Genomic DNA, 11,815 nt, shown 5'->3' with positions numbered 1-11,815 from the left:
TGGCCTTTCAGGCAATTTATATTTTCAAAAGCCTGATTTAATTTGTCATAAATTAGTATAACCTTAGGAAGAGATTTTATCCTTAAACAGAAAAGAAACTGCTTAAATATTTAAGCAGTTTCCTCTTTTGTTTCATCAATTGTAACCAATTTAGGCTTTTCTCTCTTTTCGATTACATCCTGAGTGATAATACACTTAGCGATATCATCTCTTGATGGTATATCATACATGATATCTAAGATCGCATTTTCTACTATAGAACGTAATCCTCTTGCTCCTGTCTCCTGTTTTAATGCCTTTTTAGCAATTGATTTTAAAGCTTCCTCACTAAACTCTAGCTCTACATTATCTAGCTCAAAGAATTTAACATACTGCTTAATTAATGCATTGCGAGGTTCAGTTAAAATCTGTACAAGAGCATTTTCATCTAACTCTTCTAATGTAACAACAACTGGAATTCTTCCTACAAACTCTGGAATTAATCCATATTTCAATAAATCCTGTGATCTAATATGCTTTAATATCTCTCCGATATTCTCTTCTTTCTTACTTTGAATATCAGCACCAAAACCAAGTACTTTAGTATTCAAGCGAGATTTTATGAGCTTATCTATTCCTGCAAAAGCACCACCACAGATGAATAAAATATTTGAGGTATCAATTTGAATAAACTCTTGGTGAGGATGCTTTCTCCCACCTTGTGGAGGAACACTTGCTTCTGTTCCTTCTAATATTTTAAGCAAAGCTTGTTGTACCCCTTCTCCAGAAACATCACGAGTAATAGATGGATTTTCTGATTTGCGGGCAACTTTATCAATTTCATCGATGTAGATAATTCCTTTTTCTGCTTTCTCGATATCATAATCAGCAGCTTGAATTAATTTCAATAAAATGTTCTCTACATCTTCGCCTACATAACCTGCTTCAGTTAAAGATGTAGCATCTGCTATTGCAAAAGGAACATCTAAAATACGAGCTAAAGTTCTAGCTAATAATGTCTTACCAGAACCAGTAGGTCCTACTAAGCAGATATTACTCTTCTCTAGCTCTACATCATCGACTTTCATACCTGAATTAACTCTTTTATAGTGATTATAAACAGCTACTGCTAGAGTCTTTTTAGCATCTTCCTGTCCAATTACATAATCATCTAAAATATCTTTAATCTCTTTAGGCTTTGGAACACTTTCTAAGTTCAACTCTATCTCTTCATTTAACTCTTCTTCAATAATCTCATTACATAATTCAATACATTCATCACAAATATAGACACCAGGACCAGCCACAAGTTTCTTGACTTGATCTTGGACTTTCCCACAGAAAGAACACTTCAATTGGCCTTTCTCGTCTCCAAATTTGAACATTATATCACCCCTTTATTAATCTACCCTTCCAACTCAGTTTGGCGAGTGATAACCTCATCTATTAGACCATACTCTTTGGCTTTTTCAGCTGACATAAAGTAATCTCTATCTACATCTTTTTGAATCTTCTCAATTGGCTGTCCTGTATGATCAGCTAAAATATTATTGATAATATCTCTTAATTCAAGAATCTCTTTAGCTTGAATTTCTATATCTGTTGCTTGACCTTGAGCACCACCCATTGGTTGGTGAATCATGATTCTAGAATAAGGTAAAGCAAATCTCTTCTTACTAGTTCCACTTGCTAATAATAAAGCTCCAGCACTAGCAGCTAACCCCATACAAATAGTAGACACATCAGGCTTAATGTATTGGATTGTATCATACATTGCTAAAGCTGCTGTAACAGAACCTCCTGGACTATTGATATATATGTATATATCCTTATCTGGGTCCTCAGCTTCTAAGAATAATAACTGTGCAATTACTGAATTAGCTACTCTATCATCAATTGGACTACCAAGAAAGATAATTCTATCCTTTAATAAACGAGAATAGATATCATAAGAACGCTCTCCTCTATTAGTTTGCTCAACTACCATTGGTACCAAATTCATAACTTTCCCCTCCTTCTTTTAACTATACCCATATTTAAAGTTTTTAAACCTATTATTTTAGAGAATTTCATAAAAGAATCTTTTATTATGAATAATTACTAGATTAGATAAGCATATCACAATAGCTAATTCTACTATTTAGGGGAATTAAGGCAATTTATGAAATTCTCTGAGTTGATTAAGATTAACAATAATTAATTATTTTCAACTAAAAAATCAATTGTCTTTTCCATTTGCAAGCTATCTTTTAATGAAGCTAATTGACCTTGCATCTGTAAGAACATCTTTATTTGATCTTTATCTTGACCTTGACGTTCAGCAATTTCAGCTAATTTTTCATCTAAATCCTCATCACTTACTTCAATTCCTTCATTTTTAGCAATTGTTTCTAAGACTAAATTAGCTTTAGCTCTCTTTTCAGCCGCTTCTTTATAATCGGCTCTAATATCTTCTTCTTTAATTCCAGACATCTCTAGATATTGATCAAATTCAAATCCCTGTTGCATAATTTGATATCTAAACCCTTCTAGCATATTATCAATTTCATTTTCGACCATAGTTTCTGGTATATTAACTTCTGTATTATCTGCTATAGCATCAACCAATTTATTTTCAAATTCTCTATTTACTCTTGTTTCTTCTCTAGCAGCAATTTTTTCTTTAATATCTGCTTTTAATTCATCTAAAGTTTCAAATTCTAAGTCTTTAGCAAATTCATCATCTAACTCAGGCATCTCTTTGACCTTAATCTCTTTAACAGTTACTTTAAAGACTGCATCTTGCCCTGCCAAATTTTCAGCATTATATTCTTCTGGGAAAGTAACGTTAACCTCTACTTCCTCTCCAACTTTAACTCCAACTAATTGTTCTTCAAATCCTGGGATAAATTGACCAGAACCGATCTCTAAATTATAATCTTCTCCAGCTCCACCTTCAAAAGCTTCACCATCTAAAAATCCTTCAAAATCGATTACAGTATGGTCTCCTTCTTGAACCTCTGCTCTATCAGTAGCTACTAATTGAGCATGATGACCTCTTTTGTGGTTTAATTCTTCCTCTACTTGCTCATCACTTACATTTACCTCTTCTTTTTCGATTCCAAGTTCCTTATATTCTCCAAGTTCAACCTCTGGTTTTACTTCTACTTCAGCTGTAAACTTAGCAGGCTTTCCTGCTTCAATGAATACATCAGTAATATCAGGCTGAGCAATTGGTTCAATCTCTGTCTCCTGTACAGCTTCGTAATAAGCTTCAGGAATTAAAATATCTAAAGCATCTTTATGTAATACTTCTGCTCCAAACTTCTTGATTAAAATACTTTTAGGAACCTTCCCTTTTCTAAATCCTGGAATATTAACCTCTTTAACAACTTTTTTATAAGCTTTATCTAAAGCACTAGCAACCTTATCTTCGCTAACTTCAATAACTAATTCAACCTTGTTTTCTTCAATATTTTCTTTGCTTACCTTCATTATATTTCCTCCTTATATTATTATACGTAATTATATGTATTTTATTTCATTTATCCAAAAGCTACTATCTCTTATCTTCAGTTTATATTTTAAAGAAGAAGTGTAACTTCAGAATATATCTATCATACAAAAAGCACTCTATATTATTGACTACTTCTATACAATCATAGAATCTCCTTTATATTTTAGTCAATTTTATAAAAACATTCTACATAATAAATTGAAAATTAATCTCTACAAATAGACATTATATAATGTCTATTTGTAGAGAACAAAAGCTAAAGTTAAGTTTATATTATTCTACCTCTATTCCTTACTAGTTTTATGGTAAGGTTATACAACTATATATATCCTTATACTCAATACTAATAGAATATAAAGACATAGACTAAAATCAATATTAAATTAAAAAAACAGCAGTAATAATAAAATCTTTTAATTTCTATAAGAATTTAAAGATAGCTCATAAATAAAAACAATACCTCGAGAGACGACAATTAGTAGTCGTTCCGAGGTCTTATAGTAGGATTTTAGAAAACAGATATATTTTAAAATATGAATTTACTTTAATAAATATGTATAAAGTTTGTTAATCAATCTATATATTAACTAAATTTAACAATTTTTAGTTGATGGCGCGCCCGGCAGGATTCGAACCTGCGACCTCCTGATTCGTAGTCAGTTACTCTATCCAGCTGAGCTACGGGCGCATAGTAAAACAATTAATAAATAATAGTATACAAATAACAAAAAGAATTTCATTGATCAAAAATCAATACTTAAACTCATTTAGCAACGAATCTAGCTAATTTACGCAAATTTAAACCAAAGATAATTCTAAATTATTAATTTATTCTTTTGCCTTTGATTATTGTAATTCGTGTTAATTCATTGCAAATAAAGATTTTTTAATTCTTTAAGAAAAACATTATTTCAACTTCTATATTAATTATTATTTATTCATTGTTAATTGTAATGATGGAGCGGGAAACCAGATTCGAACTGGCGACACCCAGCTTGGAAGGCTGGTGCTCTAGCCAACTGAGCTACTCCCGCACAATACTTTAGTTACTAGTTAAAGTTTAAAAATTTAAATTTTTAATCTCAAATTGACTAAGTTTTAAACATAAAAAAATATACTGCCTATAAGCAGTTTATTCTAAATGAAACTATTTTATTAAAATGGCATGCCTGAGAGGATTCGAACCTCTGACCCACGGCTTAGAAGGCCGTTGCTCTGTCCGGCTGAGCTACAGGCACATAGTAAAACAATTAATACATACTAATTCATAAATAATAAATAAAAGAATTCAAATTATTAATTATTCTCTATTCATTATTAATTGTAATAATGGAGCGGGAAACCAGATTCGAACTGGCGACACCCAGCTTGGAAGGCTGGTGCTCTAGCCAACTGAGCTACTCCCGCATGTAAAATCAGTAATCAGCTAGTAGTGAACGGTGACTAGTTTAAGAACTTTAAGATCTTAATTGCTTACTTCTCACTCGTTACTCTTCACTGTATTTAAATGGTCGGAGCAGCAGGATTTGAACCTGCGACCCCCTGGTCCCAAACCAGGTGCGCTACCAAACTGCGCCATGCTCCGTTGTTTTGCCACTTACCTCGCTTACGACATTTAATAGTATACATAAAAAAGGGGACAAGGTCAAAGGGAGAAAAGTTGAATAATAATCATTATTATAAATTAGATCTATAATTCTCTTCTTTCCTCCATATATCTATAATATCCTATTTGTTTGATTTAAAATCAAAATGCTTATAAATTATCCCATTATCTCTAATTTGAATTATACCATAAGATGGAGCTTTACCATCTCTAGGCGAAGAGATGCTTCCAGGATTAAAGAATAAAATGCCATCTTCTTCAACAACATAGCGCCGATGGCTATGACCAAAAACTACTATATCTGCTTCTACTTCCTTTGCTTTATAATATAGCTTGTCCAATCCATAATTAATCATATAATTATGACCATGAGTTAAAAAAAATTTTTTATTTCCTATATGAGCCAATTGATCTTCAGGATATTCTATACTATAATCACAATTACCTCTTACAGCTATTATCTTTACATCTTCTGATACCTTCACTTCTTCCAAATCTCCAACTATATCTCCAGCATATATGATATAATCAAGATCTGCTAATTCTTGTACCACTTGATTGATTCTTTGACCCTGTCCATGTCCATCACTGAATACTGCCAGCTTCATGATTTCACCACCTAACTATAATTTAACTGTATAAATAACCACAGGTTTAAACCTGTGGTTATTTATACTTATAACTTGATACAATTATTTTATCAAATAATCCTTCATCTTATCTAAAGCTTTAGCTCTATGGCTAATCTTATTCTTAACTTCACTTCCTAATTGGGCAAAACTCTTCTTATATCCCTTAGGAATAAATAGTGGATCATACCCAAATCCTTCTTCCCCTTGTGCCTTAAAAGTAATATGACCATGGCACTTACCTGTTACCGTATATTCTTTACCTTCAGTAGATACAAATGCCATGGCACAGATAAAATAAGCCTCTCTCTCTGCTAGAGGGATATCTTTCAATAATTCTAATAACTTTTGATTATTCTCTTGATCCGTAGCATTCTCCCCAGCAAAACGGGCTGAATACACCCCAGGCTGACCATTTAAAGCTTGAACAACCAAGCCAGAATCATCGGCAATAGTAGCCATACCTATATACTCAGCAATCTCTCTAGCCTTTTTAAGGGAATTACCAATAAAAGTATCTTGGTCTTCTATCACCTCTGGCATGGTCTCAATATCGTTTTTAGAAAGAATCTCTATATCTGTATCTGCTAAGATCTTCTTCATCTCTTCTATCTTATGTTGATTTCCCGTTGCTAAAAACAGCTTCATTACTTACTCCCCCTTAAACATCTCCACCGTCTCGCCCAAAGCTTCTTTTTGATATTGAATCAACTCTTTTACTCCCTTTTCTGCTATATGAACTAGCTTAAACATATTTTCTTTTGAAAATGGGTTTTCTTCTCCTGTTCCTTGTATCTCTATAATCTCACCTTTGCCTGTCATTACTAGGTTCATATCTACATGAGCATTAGAATCTTCTTGATAACACAAGTCTAATAATAATTCTCCATCTACTATTCCCACACTTACAGCTGCTACAAAATCTTTTAATGGTAATTGACTAATCATTTTATTTTCTATCATATAAGAAAAGGCATCTACCATCGCTACAAAAGCTCCTGTGATAGAGGCTGTTCTCGTTCCTCCATCTGCTTGGATAACATCACAATCTATCCAGATAGTCCTCTCACCTAATTTCTCTAAATCAACAACTGAGCGTAGTGCTCTACCAATTAATCGTTTAATCTCTTGAGTCCGTCCACTTAACTTACCTTTCGCTGCCTCTCTAACATTCCTATCTTGGGTTGCTCTAGGTAGCATTGAATATTCTGCTGTCAACCATCCTTGACCTTGCCCTCTTAAGAAATAAGGAACACTATCTTGAACACTGGCATTACAGATTACTTTTGTATCTCCTGCTTCAATTAGCACAGAACCTTCCGCATATTTAGTAAAATTTCTAGTTATTTTAATCTCTCTTAATTGCTCTTTTCTCTCTCTACCATCAACTCTTGACATTAACATCTCTCCCTTTCAAACGTATTTTTCTATGTATGGTGTTTGTGTTAACATAATTATATGCTCTATTTTATTCTTTCAATAATTATAATAATTATCCTGTAGAAATGGAATTTAAGTTTAAGAGCGAGCCGAAGATTAAGTGGAAATAATTCTTAGACTTAGACTCAAACTCAAATTTAAACTTAATGTTAGTCTCTTCTATATAAGTTATTACCTTGGCTATCAATCACACAGATAACAGGTAAATCTTCTACTAGCAATCTTCTTACTGCTTCTGTTCCTAAATCATCATAGGCAATAACCTCTGCTTCTTTAATACATTTGCTGATTAAGGCTGCTGCTCCTCCAATTGCACCTAAATAAACAGCACCTTGAGCTTTCATTGCATCGATTACCTCATCATTTCGCTCACCTTTACCAATCATAATTCTTAATCCTTCTTTGATTAACCTTGGTGCAAAAGGATCCATTCTATAACTAGTAGTTGGCCCAGCAGAACCTATTACTTCTCCAGGCTTGGCAGGACATGGTCCTACATAATAGATAGCATTTCCTTCTACTGCAAAGGGTAACTCCTCCCCTTCATCTAAAGCTTCAACCAACCTCTTATGGGCTGCATCACGAGCTGTATAGACTACTCCAGATAATAAGACCTTATCTCCTGCTTCTAAACTCCTAATCTGCTCTTCTGTAACTGGCGTTGTTAAGCTAACTTTAGCCATGATTTAATCCTCCTTTATTAGTATCAGTGTCGGTGTGAGTGTGAGTATTAAAGCATCTTAGTTTTTAGCTCACACTAATCCCTCACACTCACACTTTTTATAAAACTACCTCTTTATGTCGTGCTACATGGCAGTTGATATTAACCACTACTGGTAATCCAGCAATATGGGTTGGATAGGTTTCGATATTTACTGCTAGAGCTGTTGTCAGTCCTCCTAGACCCTGTGGTCCAATATCTAATCGGTTTACCTCTTCTAATAGCTCTTGCTCTAAATTCTTAAACTTCTCATCATCATTATAGACACCTAGAGGTCTTAATAAAGACTTCTTAGCCAATAGTGCTGCCTTCTCTACTGTTCCTCCAATTCCTATTCCTACTACAATAGGGGGACAGGGATTTGGTCCAGCCTCCTTGACTACCTTTAAGACAAAGGTTTTAAGCCCTTCTACTCCATCAGTCGGTCTAAGCATCTTCAACTGGCTCATATTCTCACTACCAAATCCCTTTGGTGCTACTGTTATCTTCAATTGATCTCCAGGAACAATCTCGGTATGAATGACTGCTGGAGTATTATCCTCAGTATTCTTCCGTTGAATCAAAGGATCATTAACTACAGACTTTCTCAAATAACCCTCGGTATATCCAGCACTTACACCTTGGTTAATAGCTTGATATAAATCTCCTTCAACTACCCTTAAGTCTTGTCCCAGCTCTAAAAAGATAACAGCCATCCCTGTATCTTGACAGATTGGTACTTGATCCTCCTTGGCAATCTCAGCATTCTTACTTAGCTGCTGTAAAATCTCCTTAGCTACATCAGAGTTTTCTCGCTGATATGCTAATTTATACTCATTAACTATATCTTCTCCTAAGTTATAGTTTGCATCAATACAAAGCTTGGCTACTGCTCTACTAATCTCCTCAGCTTTTATAGTTCTCATCTTACTGCCTCCCTATTTTTATAATTGAAAGTTGATAGTTCTCTTCATCTATATACTTACAAATAATTGGCTAAATATCAATATTAAATCCCAAAAATAAAGACTCCCCTCTATAACTTCTGCTTAAATAGAGGAAAGTCCTTTTAGGATTTATAATTAGTAATTAAGATTACACTTGATAACTCACTCCTACCCTGCTAATCTCCACAGGAATATCTACTTGTTCTACCTCTGCTTCAATCTCTTCTCTAGGATAATATGCTCCTAAATGGGTTAAGAGCAGTTGTTTAGTCTTGGCTTGTACCCCAAAGTTGACTGCTTCTTTGACAGTTAGATGTCCCAGCTTAGTCTTGTCCTTATCCTGCTCTAACAAGCTGGATTCTACCATTAATAAATCTGTACTACTTAGAAAAGAGATTAAACTCTCATCCCAACCAGTATCAGCTGTGTAACCTAAAATTTTAGTACCATTGCTAATCCTCATTCCATAACATTCCTTAGGATGCTTAGTTCGCTTAAAAGAAAAGTTTAAGTTTCCAAAGCTTAACTTAATAGACTCATCAATTGGCTGCAGATGATACTCCTTACCTACCTTTGACCTGATAAAATCTAGCTCTTGTCCTTCATCAAAGGGTAAGTAAACTGCTAAAGCTTCCTTTCGCCTACCAGCCATGATATCGAGCATTATAGCATAGTGTAAAGGCAATAAGTCCTGAAAATGATCTCCATGAAGATGGGAGATCACGATAGCAGTCAAGTCATAATAGTTGATATGCTTGTTTAACTCCTGTAATGAGTCAGGACCGATATCTATTAATATCTTCTGATTATCAGACTCTAATAAGTAACTGGGGCATCCTCCATCCTTAACTGGAAAAGGAGAACGATTGCCTAGAACTGTTAGTTTCATGGTAACACCTCCAGATTTAGTGACGATTAACGGGTAATGAGTGATAAATAAAAGCTTATTGTCACTTATGGTTTTATAATTATTATGATGAACTTTTTCTTAGAAAATATTCCGATAATTAAGTATCGATTAGTCCCTATAAATATTATTAGCTCTTTGATAGATAGCTTTATTGTCGATATATCTATTAGATATCTGTTCCCAGGTTAAATAACCATCAAAATATTCTAATGTTGGTCTATGAGGATTATACTTCCCTGAGTGAATAGAGATTATTGCAATTTTAATATCTTTATCTTTAAAGATCTCTTTTAAAAATATATCTCTATCTTCTTGTATATCTAACAACTGTTCCCCATCATAACCTTGATTAGCCTTTGCTTCAATAATCAATATGCCCTTTTCTGTGAATATGCATAAGTCAAAGGTACGCTTTTGAGGAAATATAGATTTTTGGATGCTTTTCCCTAAGTATTTATATAAATCTCTATAAAGGCAGACTTCAAAAGCAACTTCTACATTCTCTACATCACTAATGATATTAATGACATCAGTTTTATTATCACCAATAATATTTTCTTTTATAAAGGATAAACACTGTTCTTTATCTCTTTTAAAATCATGGTATAATTCAGAAACAAAAAATCTCTCTTCTCTTGATATATCACTCCACTTTTTCTCTTCTAGATAATCAAATAACATTATAATCCCTCCAAGTAATATAACAGCTGCCTCTATCAATAATCCATAAATATAACCTTACTATTAAGATAATTTTAATTAAGCTCTAACTCCAACCCCACACCTACTTCTCTAACTTCTGCTACCTTTGCTAGTTCAATCTTACTTTGCAAATCAGTACAATGGCAGGGATATAACCCTCTTAAATTTAAATTAGATATGTACTCCTTAGTCTTTTCCAATTGTTCAACATTAGGGCTTAACAAGTGAAAGCCTCCAATAATCTCACTCACCGCATCAATCCCAGTCACCTTCTTAGCCTGCTCAACTATATTACAGATACCAGCATGAGAACATCCAGTAATAATAACTAAACCAGCTGTTGAAATAAACACCAGTGCCGAATCATCTAACAGATAATCATCAACCTCTAAATCTGCTAACTTTCTAACCCCTATGGGATGATTTCCTTCAAATTTAAACTCCCGTGGAATTTCACCTAAGAAGACCAGCTTATCTGTAAGCCAAATCGGCTCTTTACTTAGCTTTAAAGAGAATATGCTTTTAATAAACTCCTCCGATAGATTAGTACCTATAGAAAACTGGTCTACATATTTAGGCTGAAAGACAAAGGGGTGGGCTATTAATTGAGGATTCTTTATCACCTTCCCCTCAAGCTTACTCTCCATATACTTACGAACAAGGGGTTCTAATCCCCAGGTATGGTCAAGGTGTCCATGGGACAAAACTATATAATCAATATCCAATAAGTCCAAATCCAGCTTAATTGCATTTTGGATAAAAGCATCGGAGTATCCCGCATCAAATAAGAGCTTGAACCCTTCACTTTCAATAAAAAAAGAGATTCCAGGTTCACCAATAAAATATCTATCAGTTAAAGTATTATTATCAATCAGAACAGTTAACTTCATCTTCCCACCTCTTAACTATTTTTTATAATCTATTAAGACTTGATTGTTATCCCAATCATCTTTAACAGTTCATCAGCTTCATTCCAGACAGAATGAAGTTTTCTGCCAGGTACTAGAATTGATTCGTCACTTTCTACTTTTATCTTCTCTCCTTCAATCTCAATACTAGCAGAACCTTCCACTATAATAAAGAGGTGATCATGGGAATGGGTATGACTCGGTCGAGGTCCTCCTCCACCACTTTCAATATATGCCACTGAAGACTCTACAATCTTCCCTTCAACCTCTCCAAGCAATTTTTTAGCTTTGAATTTAAAATGATTTGGTGGAACTATGAACTCCGACATTTATCTTAGCCCCCTAAATAAATAATATTTATCAACTTTTAAATTTTAAATCGAATAAATATAAAAATTATTTCTATGTCTAAACAAAATATACCAATATTATAACATATTACATCTTTCCCTTCCACTAGCTAACAATCATTACATTTCTAGATAACCAAAAAGAAAA

General features: G+C 33.7%; 12 protein-coding genes and 5 tRNA genes. All 17 read right to left on the bottom strand.

What is annotated here, in order from left to right; genetic code table 11:
• Positions 1-110 precede the first annotated feature (110 nt).
• The gene (gene clpX, locus BX659_RS09100) at positions 111-1,364 is read right to left on the bottom strand and encodes an ATP-dependent protease ATP-binding subunit ClpX (RefSeq protein ID WP_097018232.1); all 1,254 of its coding nucleotides are present in this window, start codon (positions 1,362-1,364) and stop codon (positions 111-113) included.
• Positions 1,365-1,384: 20 nt separating this feature from the next.
• Positions 1,385-1,981 (bottom strand): ATP-dependent Clp endopeptidase proteolytic subunit ClpP, encoded by a 597-nt coding sequence (gene clpP / locus BX659_RS09095; protein WP_097018231.1) that lies wholly within the window; start codon positions 1,979-1,981, stop codon positions 1,385-1,387.
• 194 nt (positions 1,982-2,175) lie between these two features.
• Entirely contained in the window at positions 2,176-3,453 is a 1,278-nt protein-coding gene (gene tig, locus BX659_RS09090; RefSeq protein ID WP_097018230.1) for a trigger factor, read from the bottom strand.
• A gap of 633 nt (positions 3,454-4,086) precedes the next feature.
• Positions 4,087-4,163 (bottom strand) — tRNA-Arg (locus tag BX659_RS09085).
• A 269-nt stretch (positions 4,164-4,432) separates the two neighbouring features.
• A tRNA-Gly gene (locus tag BX659_RS09080) sits at positions 4,433-4,509 on the bottom strand.
• A 127-nt stretch (positions 4,510-4,636) separates the two neighbouring features.
• Positions 4,637-4,713 (bottom strand) — tRNA-Arg (locus tag BX659_RS09075).
• A 92-nt stretch (positions 4,714-4,805) separates the two neighbouring features.
• Positions 4,806-4,882, bottom strand: a tRNA-Gly gene (locus BX659_RS09070).
• Positions 4,883-4,983: 101 nt separating this feature from the next.
• A tRNA-Pro gene (locus BX659_RS09065) sits at positions 4,984-5,060 on the bottom strand.
• A 143-nt stretch (positions 5,061-5,203) separates the two neighbouring features.
• The gene (locus tag BX659_RS09060; protein WP_097018229.1) at positions 5,204-5,689 is read right to left on the bottom strand and encodes a metallophosphoesterase family protein; all 486 of its coding nucleotides are present in this window, start codon (positions 5,687-5,689) and stop codon (positions 5,204-5,206) included.
• 84 nt (positions 5,690-5,773) lie between these two features.
• Positions 5,774-6,358 (bottom strand): XTP/dITP diphosphatase, encoded by a 585-nt coding sequence (locus BX659_RS09055; protein WP_097018228.1) that lies wholly within the window; start codon positions 6,356-6,358, stop codon positions 5,774-5,776.
• Between the two features lie 3 nt (positions 6,359-6,361).
• Positions 6,362-7,108, bottom strand: coding sequence for a ribonuclease PH (rph, locus tag BX659_RS09050; protein WP_097018227.1), 747 nt, complete (start codon positions 7,106-7,108; stop codon positions 6,362-6,364).
• Between the two features lie 191 nt (positions 7,109-7,299).
• Positions 7,300-7,833, bottom strand: a complete 534-nt coding sequence (locus tag BX659_RS09045; RefSeq protein WP_097018226.1) for a Fe-S-containing hydro-lyase — start codon at positions 7,831-7,833, stop codon at positions 7,300-7,302.
• A 97-nt stretch (positions 7,834-7,930) separates the two neighbouring features.
• On the bottom strand, positions 7,931-8,776 hold the full coding sequence (locus tag BX659_RS09040) for a fumarate hydratase (protein WP_097018225.1): 846 nt from the start codon (positions 8,774-8,776) through the stop codon (positions 7,931-7,933).
• 169 nt (positions 8,777-8,945) lie between these two features.
• Positions 8,946-9,686: an MBL fold metallo-hydrolase gene (locus tag BX659_RS09035; RefSeq protein WP_097018224.1), complete on the bottom strand. Its 741-nt coding sequence runs from the start codon at positions 9,684-9,686 to the stop codon at positions 8,946-8,948.
• A gap of 129 nt (positions 9,687-9,815) precedes the next feature.
• Positions 9,816-10,388 (bottom strand): hypothetical protein, encoded by a 573-nt coding sequence (locus tag BX659_RS09030; RefSeq protein ID WP_097018223.1) that lies wholly within the window; start codon positions 10,386-10,388, stop codon positions 9,816-9,818.
• A 74-nt stretch (positions 10,389-10,462) separates the two neighbouring features.
• The gene (locus BX659_RS09025) at positions 10,463-11,299 is read right to left on the bottom strand and encodes an MBL fold metallo-hydrolase (protein ID WP_097018222.1); all 837 of its coding nucleotides are present in this window, start codon (positions 11,297-11,299) and stop codon (positions 10,463-10,465) included.
• A gap of 32 nt (positions 11,300-11,331) precedes the next feature.
• Positions 11,332-11,646: a cupin domain-containing protein gene (locus BX659_RS09020; RefSeq protein WP_097018221.1), complete on the bottom strand. Its 315-nt coding sequence runs from the start codon at positions 11,644-11,646 to the stop codon at positions 11,332-11,334.
• Positions 11,647-11,815: the final 169 nt, after the last annotated feature.

Source organism: Orenia metallireducens (assembly GCF_003001995.1).
In the GTDB taxonomy this organism is placed as follows: domain Bacteria; phylum Bacillota; class Halanaerobiia; order Halobacteroidales; family Halobacteroidaceae; genus Orenia; species Orenia metallireducens_B.
This window is presented reverse-complemented; position numbering and strand designations above follow the sequence as displayed.

What these genes read in the sequence shown, in the direction of transcription:
- BX659_RS09060 (WP_097018229.1), bottom strand. Translation starts at nt 5,689, where the DNA reads ATGAAGCTGGCAGTATTCAGTGATGGACATGGACAGGGTCAAAGAATC.
- clpP (WP_097018231.1), bottom strand. Translation starts at nt 1,981, where the DNA reads ATGAATTTGGTACCAATGGTAGTTGAGCAAACTAATAGAGGAGAGCGT.
- BX659_RS09045 (WP_097018226.1), bottom strand. Translation starts at nt 7,833, where the DNA reads ATGGCTAAAGTTAGCTTAACAACGCCAGTTACAGAAGAGCAGATTAGG.
- BX659_RS09055 (WP_097018228.1), bottom strand. Translation starts at nt 6,358, where the DNA reads ATGAAGCTGTTTTTAGCAACGGGAAATCAACATAAGATAGAAGAGATG.
- BX659_RS09030 (WP_097018223.1), bottom strand. Translation starts at nt 10,388, where the DNA reads ATGTTATTTGATTATCTAGAAGAGAAAAAGTGGAGTGATATATCAAGA.
- BX659_RS09025 (WP_097018222.1), bottom strand. Translation starts at nt 11,299, where the DNA reads ATGAAGTTAACTGTTCTGATTGATAATAATACTTTAACTGATAGATAT.
- BX659_RS09040 (WP_097018225.1), bottom strand. Translation starts at nt 8,776, where the DNA reads ATGAGAACTATAAAAGCTGAGGAGATTAGTAGAGCAGTAGCCAAGCTT.
- tig (WP_097018230.1), bottom strand. Translation starts at nt 3,453, where the DNA reads ATGAAGGTAAGCAAAGAAAATATTGAAGAAAACAAGGTTGAATTAGTT.
- BX659_RS09035 (WP_097018224.1), bottom strand. Translation starts at nt 9,686, where the DNA reads ATGAAACTAACAGTTCTAGGCAATCGTTCTCCTTTTCCAGTTAAGGAT.
- clpX (WP_097018232.1), bottom strand. Translation starts at nt 1,364, where the DNA reads ATGTTCAAATTTGGAGACGAGAAAGGCCAATTGAAGTGTTCTTTCTGT.
- rph (WP_097018227.1), bottom strand. Translation starts at nt 7,108, where the DNA reads ATGTCAAGAGTTGATGGTAGAGAGAGAAAAGAGCAATTAAGAGAGATT.
- BX659_RS09020 (WP_097018221.1), bottom strand. Translation starts at nt 11,646, where the DNA reads ATGTCGGAGTTCATAGTTCCACCAAATCATTTTAAATTCAAAGCTAAA.